The 16,226-nt window shown below is 71.0% G+C and carries 16 protein-coding genes; 12 read left to right on the plus strand and 4 right to left on the minus strand.

All coding sequences use genetic code 11. From position 1 onward, the window contains the following. Positions 1 to 18 precede the first annotated feature (18 nt). The gene (locus VGO10_RS16825) at positions 19 to 225 is read left to right on the plus strand and encodes a hypothetical protein (RefSeq protein ID WP_327470457.1); all 207 of its coding nucleotides are present in this window, start codon (positions 19 to 21) and stop codon (positions 223 to 225) included. A gap of 45 nt (positions 226 to 270) precedes the next feature. Further along, complete coding sequence (gene glgP, locus VGO10_RS16830; protein ID WP_327470459.1) at positions 271 to 2,373, plus strand: alpha-glucan family phosphorylase; 2,103 nt, start codon at positions 271 to 273, stop codon at positions 2,371 to 2,373. A 63-nt stretch (positions 2,374 to 2,436) separates the two neighbouring features. On the opposite strand, the gene ligA is transcribed toward glgP, so the two are convergent. Beyond that, positions 2,437 to 4,452: an NAD-dependent DNA ligase LigA gene (gene ligA / locus VGO10_RS16835; RefSeq protein WP_327470461.1), complete on the minus strand. Its 2,016-nt coding sequence runs from the start codon at positions 4,450 to 4,452 to the stop codon at positions 2,437 to 2,439. 31 nt (positions 4,453 to 4,483) lie between these two features. Beyond that, positions 4,484 to 4,825 carry a hypothetical protein gene (locus tag VGO10_RS16840; RefSeq protein ID WP_327470464.1) on the minus strand — a complete coding sequence of 114 codons (342 nt, stop codon included), beginning with the start codon at positions 4,823 to 4,825 and terminating at the stop codon, positions 4,484 to 4,486. Positions 4,826 to 4,953: 128 nt separating this feature from the next. On the opposite strand from VGO10_RS16840, the gene efp reads away from it, so the two are divergent. Genes efp through VGO10_RS16870 form a run of 6 tightly spaced genes read left to right on the plus strand, consistent with a single transcriptional unit; the run spans position 4,954 to position 10,046 of the window. Then, entirely contained in the window at positions 4,954 to 5,514 is a 561-nt protein-coding gene (efp, locus tag VGO10_RS16845) for an elongation factor P (protein ID WP_349258957.1), read from the plus strand. A 14-nt stretch (positions 5,515 to 5,528) separates the two neighbouring features. Beyond that, positions 5,529 to 5,954 carry a transcription antitermination protein NusB gene (locus VGO10_RS16850; RefSeq protein ID WP_327470468.1) on the plus strand — a complete coding sequence of 142 codons (426 nt, stop codon included), beginning with the start codon at positions 5,529 to 5,531 and terminating at the stop codon, positions 5,952 to 5,954. Between the two features lie 38 nt (positions 5,955 to 5,992). Then, positions 5,993 to 6,211 (plus strand): hypothetical protein, encoded by a 219-nt coding sequence (locus VGO10_RS16855; protein ID WP_327470470.1) that lies wholly within the window; start codon positions 5,993 to 5,995, stop codon positions 6,209 to 6,211. Positions 6,212 to 6,213: 2 nt separating this feature from the next. Next, positions 6,214 to 7,107, plus strand: a complete 894-nt coding sequence (locus VGO10_RS16860; RefSeq protein ID WP_327470472.1) for a farnesyl diphosphate synthase — start codon at positions 6,214 to 6,216, stop codon at positions 7,105 to 7,107. After that, positions 7,104 to 9,083, plus strand: a complete 1,980-nt coding sequence (gene dxs, locus VGO10_RS16865) for a 1-deoxy-D-xylulose-5-phosphate synthase (RefSeq protein WP_327470474.1) — start codon at positions 7,104 to 7,106, stop codon at positions 9,081 to 9,083. Before VGO10_RS16860 ends, dxs begins: the two co-directional genes overlap by 4 nt. A gap of 6 nt (positions 9,084 to 9,089) precedes the next feature. After that, positions 9,090 to 10,046: an alpha/beta hydrolase gene (locus VGO10_RS16870; protein ID WP_327470477.1), complete on the plus strand. Its 957-nt coding sequence runs from the start codon at positions 9,090 to 9,092 to the stop codon at positions 10,044 to 10,046. Between the two features lie 66 nt (positions 10,047 to 10,112). Here VGO10_RS16870 and VGO10_RS16875 read toward each other — a convergent pair whose 3' ends face one another. After that, complete coding sequence (locus VGO10_RS16875) at positions 10,113 to 11,360, minus strand: EAL and HDOD domain-containing protein (protein WP_327470479.1); 1,248 nt, start codon at positions 11,358 to 11,360, stop codon at positions 10,113 to 10,115. Between the two features lie 338 nt (positions 11,361 to 11,698). Between VGO10_RS16875 and VGO10_RS16880 the strand changes: the two genes are divergently transcribed. The 3 genes from VGO10_RS16880 to recN all read left to right on the plus strand — a co-directional run bounded on the left by VGO10_RS16880 (position 11,699) and on the right by recN (position 15,109). Further along, entirely contained in the window at positions 11,699 to 12,514 is an 816-nt protein-coding gene (locus VGO10_RS16880) for a TlyA family RNA methyltransferase (RefSeq protein ID WP_327470481.1), read from the plus strand. Next, a complete protein-coding gene (locus VGO10_RS16885) occupies positions 12,511 to 13,365 on the plus strand; it encodes an NAD(+)/NADH kinase (RefSeq protein WP_327470483.1) in 855 nt (284 codons plus the stop codon). Before VGO10_RS16880 ends, VGO10_RS16885 begins: the two co-directional genes overlap by 4 nt. 91 nt (positions 13,366 to 13,456) lie before the next feature. Further along, the gene (gene recN, locus VGO10_RS16890; RefSeq protein WP_327470485.1) at positions 13,457 to 15,109 is read left to right on the plus strand and encodes a DNA repair protein RecN; all 1,653 of its coding nucleotides are present in this window, start codon (positions 13,457 to 13,459) and stop codon (positions 15,107 to 15,109) included. 46 nt (positions 15,110 to 15,155) lie between these two features. Here recN and msrB read toward each other — a convergent pair whose 3' ends face one another. Further along, the gene (gene msrB / locus VGO10_RS16895; RefSeq protein ID WP_327470487.1) at positions 15,156 to 15,563 is read right to left on the minus strand and encodes a peptide-methionine (R)-S-oxide reductase MsrB; all 408 of its coding nucleotides are present in this window, start codon (positions 15,561 to 15,563) and stop codon (positions 15,156 to 15,158) included. 105 nt (positions 15,564 to 15,668) lie between these two features. On the opposite strand from msrB, the gene VGO10_RS16900 reads away from it, so the two are divergent. Beyond that, on the plus strand, positions 15,669 to 16,226 hold a 558-nt coding region (locus tag VGO10_RS16900), incomplete at its 3' end, for a CTP synthase (RefSeq protein ID WP_327470490.1).

Genomic DNA, 16,226 nt, shown 5'->3' on the forward strand with positions numbered 1-16,226 from the left:
CGTAACCTCCAGATGCAGATGTCCGACGGCCCGCCCGACGACGCGCTCTTGCGCCCCTGCGACGTCGCCGCGTGGCTCGACGTCGAGGAGTCCTGGCTGGCCCAGGCCATCGCCCGCGAGGAGCTGCCGGTCATGGGCTTCACCTCCACCGGCGAGCCCGTCGTGCTCGCTGCCGAGGTCCGCGCATGGCTGCGCCGGCCGGATCCGAGCTGGGACAGCTCTTAGGCTTCGCCACGTGTGTTCCCGCCGCCAAGGGGTAGAGGGCAGGCCATGATCGACGCAGGACGCCGCGACATCGAGCGCGCGATCGCCGGGCTGGCGGCGCGCCTGCCCGCCGAGCTGGAGGTGCTCGCGCGCGTCGCCTACGACTACGCCTGGTCGTGGGATCCCGATGGCCCCGACGTCTTCGCCGCGATCGATCCCGACCGCTGGATCGCGTGCGGCGCGAACCCCGTGCGGCTGCTGCAGGAGGCCGCGACGCAGCGGCTGGAGGCGGCCGCCGCCGACGGCGCGCTGCTGGAGCGCGCCGCTGCGCTGGATCGCCGGCTGGCCGAGCACCGCGCTGCGCCGCCGTCGCGAGACGACGGCCCCGTCGCCTACTTCTGCGCGGAGTACGCGATCCACGCGTCGCTGCCGGTCTACTCCGGCGGCCTCGGCGCGCTCGCCGGTGACCTCGTCAAGGAGGCGTCGGACCGCGCGCTGCCGTTCGTCGCCATCGGCCTTCTGTATCGCCAGGGCTACTTCCGCCAGCGGATCGACCTCTCGGGCTGGCAGCGCGAGTACTGGCTCGACACCGACGCCGAGCGGCTGCCTGCGGCCCTCATCCGCGGGGAGGACGGCGAGCCCGTCACGGTCTCCGTCCCGACCCACGACGAGGAGATCGTCGCGCAGATCTGGCGCGTCGACGTCGGCCGCGTCCCGCTGCTGCTGCTTGACGCCGAGCGCCCCGAGAACTCGGCCTTCGCCCGCTGGACGACCTCGCAGCTCTACGTCGGCTCGCCGGAGGTGCGACTCAATCAATATGCCTTGCTCGGCATCGGTGGTCGTCGCGCGCTCGCCGCGCTGCGCATCACGCCGGAGGTGATCCACCTCAACGAAGGCCACGCCGCGTTCGGCGCGCTCGAGGAGCCGGGTGCGACGCTCGAGGAGCTCGTCGAGCACAGCCGCGCGCACACGGTCTTCACCACGCATACGCCGGTGCCCGCAGGCAACGACGCCTACCCGAGCTCCGAGGTCGGCGCGCTGCTGGAGCCGCTGATCGCGACCCGCGGGCTCGACGAGGATGCCGTCCTCGCGCTCGGCCGCACCCATCCCGACGATGAGCACGAGCCGTTCGGCATCACGCAGCTGGCGATCCGGACCGCCCGGGCGACCAACGCCGTCAGCCGTCGTCACGGCGAGGTCGCGCGCGAGATGTGGCAGGAGCTGTGGCCCGACCGGCCGCTTCACGACGTGCCGATCACGCACGTGACCAACGGCGTGCACGTCCCGACCTGGCTCGGGCGCCCGATGCGCGCGCTGCTCGACCAGCATCTCAGCGCGGGCTGGATCACGCGGGCCGCCGACCCGCAGACGTGGGCAGGCGTGGATGCGATCTCCGACGAGGCGCTGCTCGCCGCGCGCCGTGAGCAGCGCGCCGCGCTCGTGGACCTCGTCCGCGAGCGGATCCCGCGCGACCGCCTCGGGCGCGGGGAGGAGCGCTCGTTCGTCGAGGCCGGCGAGGCGGCGTTCGACCCCGACGTGCTGACGATCGGCTTCGCCCGCCGCGTCGCCACGTACAAGCGTTTGGGGCTGATGGTCCATGACGCCCTGCGCGCGCTGGACCTGCTGCGCGGCGACCGGCCGGTGCAGCTGATCATCGCCGGCAAGGCCCATCCCAAGGACGAGCCGGGCAAGCAGCTCATCCAGCAGCTGATGCATTTGCGCGGGGCGGAGGGCACGCAGAGCCGCGTCGTCTTCCTGGCCGACTACGACCTCGCCAGCGCCGCGAAGCTGGTCGGCGGGTGCGACGTCTGGGCCAACCTGCCGCGGCCGCCGCTGGAGGCATCCGGGACCAGCGGCATGAAGTCGGTGCTCAACGGCGGTCTGCAGCTGTCGGTGCTGGACGGCTGGTGGGCCGAGGCCTATGACGGCACCAACGGCTGGGCGCTGCCCGGGGAAGTCGACGCCGACCACCAGGCCCAGGATGCCCGCGACGCAGCCATGTTGTACCGGTTGCTGGAGGACGAGATCGTCCCCGAGTTCTACGCTGGCGACGGCGCCTGGGTGCGCCGCATGCGTGCGTCTCTCAAGTCCCTCGCACCGTCCTTCTCGGCCACGCGCATGCTCGCCGACTACGAGCGCAAGTTGTACGCCTCGTCGGTGCGAGCCTAGGACGCCAGCACAAACGCTCGACGTTCTATGAGGTGCAGGGCGTTACTAGACGACGAGCGTTGCCTACTGGGCCACGCCGGCCTTGGCCAGCCAGCGCCACAGCTCGTCCTGCTCGACGACCGTCACGCCGAGCTTGACGGCCTTCGCGGTCTTCGCGGCGCCGGTGTTGGCGCCGGCCAGTAGGTAATCGGTCTCGCCGGAGACCGACGAGGCGGTCGTGGCGGCGGCCTGCTCGACCAGGCGCGTGACGTCCGGGCGGCTGACCTTCGCCCCCGAGCGCGGGTCGGTGAAGGCGCCGGTGATCACCACCGACTTGCCCTTGAGCGGCGAGTCGGCCGCCGCGGCGACGTCGACGGGGCGGTCCTCGTCATGGACGTCGAGGTCGACGCCGTGGGCGCGCAACGCCGTAATTTCCTCGAGCACCTCGGGGCGGTCGAAGAACGCGACGACGCTCTCGGCGACCTTCTCGCCGATGTCGCGGATCGCGACGAGGTCCTCGACGGTCGCGTCGGCGACCGCCTCGATGCTTTCGTAGCCCGCCAGGCAGAAGCGCTTGGCCGTCCCGTCAGAAGCCATGGGGATCGCAAAGCCAAACAGCGCTCGCCGCAGGCCCAAGCCCTTGGAGCGCTCGATCGAGTCCACCATGTTCTTGGCCGAGACCTCGCCCATGCGCTCGTAGGTCATCAACTGCTCGGCGGTCAAGGTGTAGAAGTCGCTGCGGGTCTTGAGCACGCCCTCCTCGGCGAGCTTCTCGATCCAGATGTCGCCGACGCCCTCCATGTCGGCCGCGGGGCGCGACGCCCAGTGCATCAGGCGGCGCGTGATCTGCGCCGGGCACTGCAGGTTGGGGCACCAGCGCTCCTCGCCGGTGCCGCGGACCTCCAGCTCGGTGTTGCAGGACGGGCAGTGGGTCGGCGGTTCGATGACCTGCTCGCTGCCGTCGCGATCCTCGGGGATCGAGCGGCCGGCAAACGGGATGACGTCGCCGCGGCGCACGACGGCGATCGTGTCGCCGATGCGCAGGTCGCGCTCCCGGATCAGGCGCGGGTTGTGCAAGGTGATGTTCTCGACGGTCACACCGCCGACGAAGACGGGCTTGACCTTCGCCCGCGGGGCGATCCGGCCGACCTTGCCGACCTGCCAGGCCACGTCCAGCAGCTTGGTCAGCTTCTCCTCGGGCGGGTACTTGAAGGCGATCGCGCCGCGCGGCTCGGCGCTGTTGAAGCCCGCGGCCTCGAAGGCGGCCGGCTCGTGCAGGCGGATCACGGCACCGTCGATGTCATAGTCGAGCTTGTCGCGGCGCTCGCCGATCGCGTGGATGGCAGCGATGACCGCGTCGGCGTCATCGCAGATCGTCTGGTGCGCCAACTCGATGCCGAGGGCTTCGGGGTCGAGTTCATCGCCAGCGCCGCGCTCGGCGCCGAAGGCGAAGAAGCGCAGCAGGCGCCCCGCGGCGGCTGCCGCCTCGGGGTCCTTCTGCATCAGCGTGCCGGCCGCGCCGTTGCGCGGGTTGGTCAGCGGCTTGTCGGGATGGGTGTCGTTGTAGGCCTGCCAGGTGGAGCGCGGCATCAGCGCCTCGCCGCGCACCTCGACCCGCCCCTTGAAGCGGATCTTCTTCGGCAGCGCGGGGATCACCCAGCGCGCCTTGTCGGTCACCAGCTCTCCGACGGTCCCGGTCCCGCGCGTGGCGACGTAGTCGAGCTTGCCGTCCTCGTAGACGATGGAGAGCGACAGGCCGTCGAGCTTCTCCGAAACCCGGAACGGCTGGCCCTCGAAGCGCGAGCAGAAGGTCCGAATCGCCTCCTCGGTGCTGGCCTTGGCCAGCGAGAGCATCGGCCGCGCGTGGCGGATCGTCGGCCCGGTGAGGTGCTCGGGCGCGTTGACCTTGCCCAGCGGGCTGTCGGCGGGCTCGAGCTCCGGGTGCTCGGCGATCAGCGCGGCGAGCTCGTCCTTGAGCGCGTCGTAGTCGGCATCCGGGATCGGCGTGTCGCCGGTGCCGTAATAGGCGTCGTTGAGCTCTTTGACCTTGGCGGCCAGCTCGGCGATGCGCGGCGCGGCGCTCGTGTCCTTCTTGCTCACCCCGACATGGTGACGCGCCGCGCGGCGGACGTCAGGTGCGGCGGGCCAGCTCGGTGTCGAGGTCGATCGCGCGGACGTCGTGCTCGCCGGGCATGCGGTCCAGGAGGGCGCGGATATGGGTGCGCGCCTCCTCTTGGCCGTGGCTCGTGCCGTTGAGCAGGGCGTGCAACGCACTCCAGGTGACCTTCATATCGGCGGCGTCGAGGCGCAGCGGCGTCGACTCGACCTCGGGGACGCGGGCGACCAGCTCGTCGACCACGGCCGAGACGCGATGCTCCTCGTGGCCGAGATCGTCACGAAACGTCTTCAGCGCGGTGCGCAAGATCGTGCGCTCGTCGTCGTGGACGATCAGCGGGAAGGTCGGACGGTCCATGGTGAGCGACCATACGCGAACGCGTTAGGAGCATGGGGGCCGCGGCCGATCGTCCGAGCCGCCTACCATTCGATGTCGCGCCGGTCGCTCGCCTGCGCTCTGTCCCGCCCGCAAGCAAGGCCATGAACTTGATCTCCACGAACCAACTGAAAAACGGCAACCACATCGAGGTCGACGGCACGATCTTCAAGGTCGTCGAGTTCCAGCACGTCAAGCCCGGCAAGGGGCCGGCGTTCGTACGGACCAAGCTGCGGCGGACGACCGATGGCAACGTGATCGACAAGACCTTCCGCGCCGGCGAGAAGTTCCGAGCGGTGCGGACCGAGGCGCGCAAGATGCAGTACCTGTACTCCGACGAGGCCGATGCCCACTTCATGGACACCGAGTCCTACGAGCAGATGGCGGTGCCCGCGGGCGCGCTGGCCGACACGCTGCGCTGGACCAAGCCGTCCGATGAGGTCGACGTGGTCTTCATGGACGGCCAGCCGTCCTCGATCCAGCTGCCGTCCTCGGTCGAGCTCGAGGTCACCGAGACCGAGCCGGGCCTGCGTGGCGACACGGCGTCCGGCGGCGGCAACAAGCCGGCGACGGTCGAGACCGGTGCGACCATCCAGGTGCCGCTGTTCGTCAACATCGGCGACCGCGTGAAGATCCAGACCGAGACCGGGGAGTACATGTCGCGCGTCTAGCGCGACAGGCCCGCATGTCCCGCCGCACCGACCAGCGCCGCGCCGCCGCGTTCGCCCTCTACCAACACGACGTCACCAGCCGTGAGCTCGACGACCTCTTCGAGCGTGACGCCTCGGAGTTCACGCGCGCGCTGGCCTACGCCTCCTCCGACTACGCCGCCGACCTCGACGGGGTGATAGAGCGCCACGCCAAGGGCTGGACGATCGATCGCATCGCCCCGCTGGAGAAGGCGATCATGCGGATCGCGCTGCTGGAGATGATCCATCCCGACGCCGTGCCGGGAGACACCCCGATTCCGGCCGAGGGTGCGATCGACGAGGCCGTCGAGATTGCCAAGGAGTTCTGTGGCGCCGACGCGCCCGGCTTCGTCAACGGCATCCTCGCTGCGGCGCTGCGCGAGCAGCGCGCGGCCGCAAAGCCCGCTGTCGACGCCGGCTGAGCGAGCCTCCCACCCGGCCGCTGCGGCACAATGGCGGCGTGAGCACCACCGACGACGCCGCATCCCAGCTCGACGCGCTGGTCATCCGCCTGGAGCGCACCGCCGAGCAACTGCGCTCGGGCGACGTCTCCCCGGACGCGGCCGCCACGCTGGTCGAAGACGCTGCGTCGCTGGCGTCGCAGGCCTCCGCCGAGCTCGACCGTCTCTCGCGCGCCGCCGCGGCCGAGCCACATCCTGGCCAGGACCACCTGCTCTGATCGTGAGTGCCGCCACCGTGGTCTATCCCGACCACCTCCGCGCGCAGGTCGATGTCTATCTGGACGCGCTGCGCTTTCCCAGCCGCGCACCGCGGACCGACGGCCTCGAGGAGGCGATGCGCTACAGCCTGCTCGCCGGCGGCAAGCGGATCCGGCCCGTGCTCGCGCTGGCGACCGCCGACGCCGTGGGCCTCGACGCTTCCGCGGTCCTGCCGCTGGCGGCGGCGCTGGAGCTCATCCACACCTACTCGCTCATCCACGACGACCTCCCGGCGATGGACGACGACGCGCTGCGCCGCGGCCGGCCGACCTGCCACGTCAAGTTCGGCGAGGACGTCGCGATCCTGGCGGGAGACGCGCTCTACGCCGAGGCGTTCCGTCACCTGCTCACCGCCCAGCCGGGAGAGGCGGACCGTGTCCTAGCCGCTGCGCGCGAGCTGGCGGCGGCCACCGGCGTCGACGGCATGGTCGGCGGCCAGTACCTCGATGTCGCGGGCGTGAGCGAGACACCGGCCGATCTGCAGCGCCTGCACGAGCTCAAGACCGGCCGGCTGATCGGCGCGGCGGTCATCTGCGTGCTGCTGCTCGCGGGCGCGCCGGAAGACGCCGACACGACGATGGGCTGGCGCCGTTTCGCCGGGGAGCTCGGCGTCCTGTTTCAGATCGTCGATGACATCCTGGACGTGACGGGTACTGACGAAGGATTGGGCAAGCCACAGGGCAGCGACCAGCGCCACGGCAAGCGCACCTACGTCACCGAGTTCGGGTTGGAGGGCGCCAGGAAGCTCGCGTCACAGTGCCATGCCACCGCCAGGGCTACTCTTTCGGGTTGCGCTCCGCAGGGCGCCGCTGAGCTCGAGCAGATCACCGACTTCATCTTCACCCGGACTTCATGACCCTGACCCCACCTGACCGCCTCCTGGATCGCATCGACCGCCCGCAGGACCTCCATGGTCTGTCGGAGGAGGAGTTGCAGCAGGTCGCCCAGGAGGTCCGGGAGCACATCATCGACACGGTCGGCGAGATCGGCGGCCACTTCGGCGCCAACCTCGGGATGTGCGAGGTGACGGTCGCGCTGCACTCGCTGCTGGACTCGCCCAAGGACAAGATCCTCTGGGACGTCGGCCACCAGGCCTACCCGCACAAGATCCTGACCGGTCGTCGCGACGAGCTGTCGACGATCCGCCAGTACGAGGGTCTCGCGCCGTTCTGCTCGATCGGTGAGTCCGAGCACGACATCATGGGCGCGGGTCACGCCTCGACCTCGATCGGCTACGCCGTCGGGATCAAGGAGGGCATGAGGCTCGCGGGCGACACCGACGCGGGTCGTGTGGTCGCGGTGATCGGCGACGGTGCGATGACCGGGGGCGTGGCGTTCGAGGCGATTCACCAGGCCGGCGGGCTGGGCACGCCGATCGTGGTCGTGCTCAACGACAACGGGATGTCGATCGCGCCGAACGTCGGCGCGCTCTCGCGCTACTTCAACCGCGTGCGGTTGAACCCCAAGCTCTGGCACGCGCGCGAGGGCGTCGAGGAGAAGCTGACGACGCTGCCCGGCGGCATCGGCGCGGCGTTCGACCGCCTCGGCCCGCAGCTCAAGGAGTCGATCAAGTCGTTCTGGGCGCCCGGCCTCTTCTGGGAAGAGCTCGACTGGGCCTACATGGGCGTCATCGACGGTCACGACGTGCGCGCGCTGCGGCTGGCGCTGCGCGCCGCGCTGGAGGCCGGCCGCCCGGTCGTCGTGCACACCGCGACGGTCAAGGGCAAGGGCTTCACTCCCGCTGAGGATGGTGGATTAGAGGGCATGGAGAAGTGGCATGCCGCCAAGCCGAAGTCCATCACCAACCGCGCGCCGACGGTGGTCGCCAAGCCGACTCCCGAGAAGGTCGCCGCGGCGGCGGCCGCTCCGCCGCAGTACACGCAGGTCTTCGGCGACGCGCTCGTCGACGAGGTGCGCCGCGACCGTCGTGTCGTCGGGATCACGGCCGCGATGAACTCCGGCACCGGCCTCAACATCCTGCAGAAGGCCGAGCCCGAGCACTACTTCGACGTCGGCATCGCCGAGCAGCAGGCGGTGCTCTTCGCCGCGGGCCTGGCGCTGGAGGGCGCCAAGCCGGTCTGCGCGATCTACTCGACGTTCCTGCAGCGCGCGTTCGACCAGATCGTCCACGACGTCTGCCTTCAGGAGCTCGACGTCACCTTTGCGATGGACCGCGCCGGTCTGGTCGGCGACGACGGCCCGACGCACCACGGCGTCTTCGACATCGCCTACCTGCGGTGTTTGCCGAACATCACGCTGGCCGCGCCGCGCGATGAGGCGCAGTTGAAGCACTTGCTGCGCACCGCGCTGACGCAGGGTGGGCCGTTCGGCCTGCGCTACCCGCGCGGCGAGGGTGTGGGGGTAGCGCTGCCATCGGTGGGTGACGTGCGGGCGATCCCGGTCGGTCGCGGTGAGGTCCTGCGTGAGGGGACGCGAGTCGCGCTGGTCGGCTACGGCAGCGGCGTCGGCAAGGCACTGGAGGCCGCGGATCTGCTCGCCGAGGGTGGGCTGGAGGTCACGGTCTGCGATGCGCGCTTTGCCAAGCCACTGGATCTCGAGCTGATGACGACGCTGGCGACTGAGCATGAGCTGCTGGTCACCGTCGAAGAGGGCGTGCTGGCCGGGGGCTTTGGCTCTGCGGTCTGGGAGGCATTGAACGACGCCGGCGTGGCAGTCCCGCGGATCCTGCGCGTCGGCCTGCCCGACCGCTACGTCACGCACGGCAAGCCCGCGCTGCTGCATGCCGAGGTCGGCTTCACCGGCCGCGACATCGCCCGCCGCGTGGAGGCCGCGCTGTTTGCGGGGCGCGGCGAAGTGCTCTCGGAGGCCTAGCCCGTATTGGCTGCGGACCGGGACGACGGGCTCTCCGCCGTCCACCCGCAGGTCCGGGCGCTGATGGAGGCGATGGCGGCCGAGGGCGAGCCGGCGCCGGCGGATCTGGCTGCCGAGCGGGCGGCCTACCTCGATGCGACCTTGCGCTTAGGCGGCGCGGCCGAGCCGGTCGCCTCGGCGGTCGACCTGGTCGTGCCCAGCGGGGAGGCGCGGCTGCCGGCGCGGCTGTACGCGCCGCAGCACTTCCCCGAGACCGATGGGTTGTTGGTGTGGTTGCACGGTGGCGGCTGGTACGTCGGCGACATCCCGACGTTCGACCGCGTGGCGCGGACGCTGGCCAACGCGTCGGGGCTGAAGGTGTTGTTGGTGGAGTACCGGCTGGCGCCCGAGCACCACTGGCCGGTGCAGGTCGAGGACGCCGACGCGGTCGTGGGATGGGCGCGGTCGGCGGTGGGCGCCGAGCAGCTGGCGATCGATCCGGCGCGGGTCGTGCTCGGCGGCGACAGCGCGGGTGGGCAGCTGGCGGTCGTGGCGGCGCGCCACGCGCGCGGCGATGGCCTGCCGGCGCTGCGCGCGTTGTTGTTGGCCTACCCGGCACTGGATCCGTCGATGGCGAGCGAGTCCTACAAGCTGTTCGCCGACGGCCCGATGCTCACGCGCGCCGACATGGAGCGCTGCTGGGGCTTCTACCTCGACGGCGCCGACCCCGCGCATCCGGATGCCACGCCGCTAAGCGCCACCGACTGGGACGGCCTGCCGCCGGCCTGGGTCGCGGTCGCCGGTCAGGACCCGCTGCGCGACGACGGGCTCGCGCTGGTGCGGGTGTTGAAGGACGCCGGCATGCCCGTCGAGTCCTGCATCTTCGAGGACATGGTCCATGGCTTCGCCCGCTGGGGCGGCGTGGTCGACGCCGCGCGCGAGTTGTTGGTGTGGTTGGCTGCGGGCGCGCGCGAGCGGGCCTGAACGCAACGGCCCGGCACATCGACCGGGAATAGCCACGTCAACGTACCCGGCGGTGTGCCAAGCGTGTTACGTCAGGCCCGCCGCGGTGCCGTCGGCCCAGGCCAGCGCCTCGACGTGGAGCACGGCGAGCGCCCCGGCGTCGAGGCTCGGCAGTGCGGCGTCGTCCCACGCGCCCCGCTCGCAGGCCTCGGCCATCGTCAGCGTGCGGCCTTTGCCACCCGCCCGGTCGATCAGCGCGGCGACGACGTCCTCGGAGAGTGGCAGGCCGCGGATCGCCTCTTCCATCGGCTGGTCCAGGAGCGCGTCGACGACCGACAGCATGCCGGTGAAGAAGTAGGCGTCGAGGTCGTCGGCGCCGAGGCGGCGGGCGATGGCCTCGCAGGTGCGCCCGCGCGACAGGGCGGTGATCAGCAGCGGGCCGCGCTGCTCGTCGATGCCTGACAGCAGCAGGAGCATCGCCCACTGGCGGACGGTGCGCGGGCCGAGCAGCACGATGGCCTGGCGGACGGACTTGATTTGGTGGCGCAGCGAGAACGCGGCGCTGTTGACGAAGCGGAGCAGCCGCAGGCTGAGGCCGGGATCGAGCGAGATGGCCTTCTCGAGCTCGTCGATGTTGGTGTCGGCGGCCGAGATGCCGGCGGCCAGGCGCAGCGCGCCGATCGACGCCGTCGGGACGTTGTGGCCGACGATCTCGCGCGGGCGGCAGACGAAGTCGCCCTGGAAGAGCTCGAAGCCGGCGTCGGCGCAGTGGTCGTGATCGTTGTGCGTGTCGACGCCGTTGGCCACGGGGCGCAGGCCGCGACCGCGGAGCTTGGCGACCAGCGCGACGAGCTCCGACGGGCCGATGGAGCGCGCGTCGACCTTGGCGAGCGTCGCGAAGTCCAGCAGCGCCTCGGCGGCGGGCTGCCCGGCATAGCCATCCAGCGCGAGCATGTAGCCGTGCTGGCGCAGGCGGCCGAGACGTTCGATCAGCGGCTGGTCGGGGACGCGGTCGGCCGCGATCTCCAAGACGACGCCCTCGGGGCCGAACGGCAGCGGGTCCATCGCGAGCAGGAACTCGGTGGTGACGTTGAGGAACGCGGGCGCGCCGCCGGTGGCCTGGCGCAGGCCGAGATCGCTGAGGGCGCTGGCGGCGACACGCGACGTGGCGGCATGCGGGCTCTCAGCGCCGGTCTCGCCGCGGTAGAGCAGCTCGTAGCCGGCCAGGCGGCTGTCGGCGTCCAGGATCGGCTGGCGCGCGAAGAGGACCTCGATCTCCGAGGGCGTCTGCGATGCGGGGGGCGCAGTGGCCGCCAGGGCGAGGTGCTCGGCCATCGCCTTTAGTGGTCGGCCGCTGCACGCGGGTTCTGGAGCGCAGCGCGCCAGAATCGGCAGAGCGTCCGCGACAGACCGCTTAAATGAAACGGCCCGCCGGGAGAGGCAGGCCGTTTCGGGGAGGAGAGATACTGCTATGTGTCGTATGTGGGACCGGCCGGGGCCGGCGAGCGATGAGGGAAGTCTTGGTGTTGCCGGCCGGTTCCCGCTGGCCGTCTCGTTCGCTCTGCAATCACTATGTCGCGTGTCGGGCTCGCACACTGTGATCACGGACACAGTGGGGTGTTGAGCGCCTGAGTGCAGGCGTTTGTGGCCGGCGACGGTACGGTGTCGGCGTCGTGGTCAAGGTCCGGTTGGACACCCTGCTGCATCAGCGCGGCCTGTTTGACTCGCGCTCGCGTGCGGCCGCGTCCGTCATGGCGGGCGAGGTCCGGCTGGGCACGGGCGGCGACCGCGCGGCCAAGCCCGGGCAGCTTGTGCCCGAGGACGTCGTGGTCGCGGTCGACGAGCGACCGCGGTTCGTCTCCCGCGGGGGGCTGAAACTGGCCAACGCGGTGGCGGAGCTCGGCATCTCGGTCGATGGGCGTCACGCCGTCGACGTCGGGGCCTCGACCGGCGGCTTCACCGACTTCCTGTTGCAGGAGGGCGCGGCGCACGTCGTCGCCTATGACGTCGCCTACGGCGAGCTCCACTGGTCGCTGCGCACCGACGAGCGCGTGACGGTGATCGAGCGCGCCAACGCGCGCCGTATGACGGTTGAGCAGTTGCCCTATCGGCCCGACCTCGTGGTCGCCGACGTGTCGTTCATCTCCTTGACCAAGGTGCTGCCGGCGGTGCTGGCCTGCACCGCTTCTGAAGGGTTCGACGCGTTGGCCATGATCAAGCCGCAGTTCGAGGTGGGGCGGGACAAGATCGGCAGCGGGGGCGTGGTCCGCGAGGCGGGCGACCGCCGGGATGCGCTGATCTCCGTGGCCCGCTCAGCTCGCGACGCCGCGGCCGCCTCCGTCCTCGGCTTCGCCTCATCAGGGCTGCCGGGGCCCAAGGGCAACCTGGAGTCCTTCGTTTGGCTGGCCGAGCCGGGGCGCGCGGGCGCGTTGGACGACGAAGGGATCGTCGCGGCTGCGACGGCCGTCGAGGCGGTGGAGGCCTCGTGAACCCGACGAAGACCGCGACCGTGATGACCCACGGTCGCCCGGGACAGACCGCGGCGGCGCTGGACTCGCTGCGCCAAGCGGCGATCGCCGCGGGCTTCGTCCTGCGCTTTGATCGTGAAGAGGTCGGCAAGCATGGTCTGGTGGCCGCGGAGGCGCTCGAGCTGGATGCGCCGTTGAGTGATGATGTCGACCTCTGCGTGGTGCTCGGGGGCGATGGCACGATCTTGCGCGCGTTGCGCCGCTATGCCGGCACGAGCGTCCCGGTTTTCGCCGTGAACTTCGGCGAGGTCGGCTTCCTGGCGACGATCGACCCCGACGAGGTCGGGGAAGGCTTCGCGAAGGCCTTCCGCGGCGAGTTCGACGTGATGACGCTGCCCGCGCTGGCGCTGGAGACGCCCGGCGGCGAGCAGGCGGCGATCAACGACGTCTCCTTCCATCGCAAGCTCGGCGAGCGCGTGGCGACGCTGGCGTACGTGGTCGACGGCCAAGAGGTCGGCAAGGTCCGCTGCGACGGTCTGGTGATCTCGACGCCGGCGGGCTCGACGGGCTACAACCTGGCCAACGGAGGGCCCGTCCTGGCGTGGGGCGTGGAGGGCTACGTGGTGTCGTTCATCGCGCCGCACTCGTTGACGGCACGGGCGCTGGTGGTGTCGCCGACCGACGTGCTGGAGGTCCACAACCGATCGCTGGAGCCGGTCGACGTGTCGATCGACGGCCGGCCCGCGGGGGAGCTGTCGCCGGGGGAGGCGCTGGCGTCGCGGTTCGTCCGCGAGGCCGCGGATCTGGCGCAGTTGCCGGGATCGTCGTTCTACCTGCGCGTGCGGGAGCGGTTCGGGCGCTTGGCGTCGTAGGGCGCGCGATTCGTCGCGGTTCTGCGGCGGCGGTGTTGCAGGATCGCATGCGAACGCGTGTTCGTCCGATTGGGATGTTAGACCTTGCGGCGTGCTCCATGAGCTGCGTGTCGAGAACCTCCTGCTGATCGAGCGGGCCGAGTTGCGGCTCGCGCCCGGCTTGAACGTGCTGACGGGTGAGACGGGCGCGGGCAAGACCGTGCTGGCCCACGCGCTGGACCTGCTGCTCGGCGGTCGTGCGCGGTCGGGGATCGTGCGTCCGGGCGCGGCGGAGGCGTATGTCGAGGGGGTCTTCGACTTGCCTTCTGGGCTGCGCGCGCTGCTCGGGGATCGCGTGGCGCCGGACGCGGAAGAGCTGGTGCTCGCGCGGCGGGTGTCGTCTGAGGGGCGCACGCGGGCGTACCTGAACAGACGGTCGGCGTCGGTGGCGGATCTGCGCGAGGCGGCCGAGGGGTTGATCGCGTTCTACGGCCAGCACGAGCACCGCAAGCTGACGCTGGCCTCGTCGCAGCTTGAGCTGTTGGACGCGGCGTGTGGTCCGGCGCAGGCGGGGCGGCGGGAGCGTTACGCGACGTTGCACGCCCGGGTTCGGTCGTTGGAGGGGTCGTTGGAGGAATTGCGTGAGCGTGCGGGCGCGCGCGACCGGGAGCTGGACCTGCTGCAGTTCGAGCTGGCAGAGATCGAGGCGGCCGAGGCGTCGGAGCCGGAAGAGGCCGAGCTGGTCGGCCGCCGCGACCGGCTGCGTCATGTGGAGGCGCTGCGCGGTGCGGCGCTGGCGGCGGCGGAGGCGGTCGTGGCCGACGAGGGCGGCGTGGCGGGGGTGTTGTCGTCGGCTGGTGCGCTGCTGGACGGCGTCGATGGGGTGGACCCGGCGCTGGACGCGTTGGGAGAGCGCTGGCGCGCGCTGGCAATTGAGGCCGACGACCTGGCGGCCGATCTGCGCGTGTACGGCGAGGGGCTCGACGCCGAGGACGGTGGTCTGGATGTCGTAGAGGAGCGCCTCGCGGTCTGGGATCGTCTGAAGCGCAAGCACGGCGGCACGATCGCCTCGGTGCTCGCGCACGCCGACGAGTGTCGCGCTCGCGTTGCCGAGTTGGATCACGCCGAGGTGGCGTTGGAGGAGGCGCAGGCCGCGCTGACCGAGGCGCGCGCGGCGCGCAGCGCGCTGGCGCTGGAGCTGCGCAAGGCGCGCGCCAAGGCGGCCAAGACGCTGGCCGTCGACGTCCGCGGTCGGCTGGCGGAGCTGGCGATGGAGGCGGCGACCTTCGAGATCGCGCTCGAGGAGCGCGAGGCGGGCGCGACGGGCGCCGACGCCGTCGAGTTCCTCATCGCGCCGAACCCGGGCGTGCCGCCGGCGCCCTTGCGCGAGACCGCGTCCGGCGGCGAGTTGTCGCGCGTCATGTTGGCGCTGATGGGCGCCGCGAACGACGGTGGTGGCGCGGTCCTGGTCTTCGACGAGGTCGACGCCGGCATCGGCGGCCACACCGCCCGTGCCGTCGGCGAGCAGTTGCGCTCCCTGGCCTCCGGCCGTCAGGTCGTCTGCATCACCCACCTGCCCCAGGTCGCCTCGCTCGCAGCCCGCCACTTCTCAATCGCCAAGGACGTCGGCCGCGAGCCGGCGATCACCACCGTTACCGAGCTCGCCGAGAAGCAGGTCGTCGGCGAGCTCGTCCGCATGCTCGGTGCGCCGGCCGACGATGTGGCGGCACGGCGGCATGCGAAGGAGTTGCGGAAGGCCGCGTGACGCGGTTGCGCCACACGGGCGCCGCGAAGAGCGGCGCCCGCCCGACCTACGCCGACGTCTCGCCGCTCTCCAGCGTCAGCGCACACGAGTTGATGCAGTACCGCATCCCGCCCTTGTCTCGCGGCCCGTCGTCGAAGACGTGCCCCAGGTGGCCGCCGCACTTGGCGCACACGGCCTCGGTGCGGACCATCCCATGGGAGGTGTCGGTGCGGAGCTCGACGACGTCGGCGACGGCCGCGTCGGTGAACGACGGCCAGCCGGAGCCGGAGTCGAACTTGTCATCGGAGCGAAAGAGCTCGGCCTGGCAGCCGGCGCAGCGGTAGACGCCAGGCTCCTTGGTGTCGACGTAGCGGCCGGTGAACGGGGGCTCGGTGGCCTGCTGACGCAGCACCGCGTACTGGTCGGGCGCGAGCTCCTCGCGCCACTGATCCTCGGTCTTTGCGATCTTGTCCATGCTCGTCAGTCTCGGGTCGGGCTCTCCACATTACGCCGTCCGGGTTTCCGGCTACCCTCGGTTCCTGGATCGTGCCCCACCTTCGAACTCCAGAGACGAGCGCCTGTGCCTGACGCCCACCGAAAGACCCGCTACATCTTCGTGACAGGTGGCGTGGTCTCGTCCCTCGGAAAGGGCATTGCGGCCGCCTCGATCGGGCGCCTGCTGGTCTCCAAGGGCTTCACGGTCGGCATCCAGAAGTTCGATCCGTACATCAACGTCGACCCCGGCACGATGTCGCCCTACCAGCACGGTGAGGTCTTCGTCACCGAGGACGGCGCGGAGACCGACCTCGACCTGGGCCACTACGAGCGCTACACGGACTCCAACGCCAGCCGCGCGTCCAACGTCACCGCCGGCGGCATCTACAACTCGGTCATCCGGCGCGAGCGTCGCGGCGACTACCTCGGCGGCACCGTCCAGGTCGTCCCGCACATCACCGACGAGATCAAGCAGCGCATCCGGCTGATGGCCGAGTCCTCAGACGTGGACGTCGTGATCACCGAGATCGGCGGCACGGTGGGCGACATCGAGTCGCTGCCGTTCCTCGAGGCGATTCGCCAGTTCCCCGTCGACGCCGGCCGCGGCTCGTGCATGTTCATCCATCTGACCCTCGTGCCCTAC

The sequence above is a fragment of the Baekduia sp. genome, assembly GCF_035996765.1.
Classification (GTDB): Bacteria; Actinomycetota; Thermoleophilia; order Solirubrobacterales; family Solirubrobacteraceae; genus Baekduia.

Coding starts and splice junctions, on each gene's coding strand:
- VGO10_RS16825 (WP_327470457.1), top strand. CDS start 19: ATGTCCGACGGCCCGCCCGACGACGCGCTCTTGCGCCCCTGCGACGTC.
- glgP (WP_327470459.1), top strand. CDS start 271: ATGATCGACGCAGGACGCCGCGACATCGAGCGCGCGATCGCCGGGCTG.
- VGO10_RS16840 (WP_327470464.1), bottom strand. CDS start 4,825: ATGGACCGTCCGACCTTCCCGCTGATCGTCCACGACGACGAGCGCACG.
- VGO10_RS16850 (WP_327470468.1), top strand. CDS start 5,529: ATGTCCCGCCGCACCGACCAGCGCCGCGCCGCCGCGTTCGCCCTCTAC.
- dxs (WP_327470474.1), top strand. CDS start 7,104: ATGACCCTGACCCCACCTGACCGCCTCCTGGATCGCATCGACCGCCCG.
- VGO10_RS16875 (WP_327470479.1), bottom strand. CDS start 11,360: ATGGCCGAGCACCTCGCCCTGGCGGCCACTGCGCCCCCCGCATCGCAG.
- msrB (WP_327470487.1), bottom strand. CDS start 15,563: ATGGACAAGATCGCAAAGACCGAGGATCAGTGGCGCGAGGAGCTCGCG.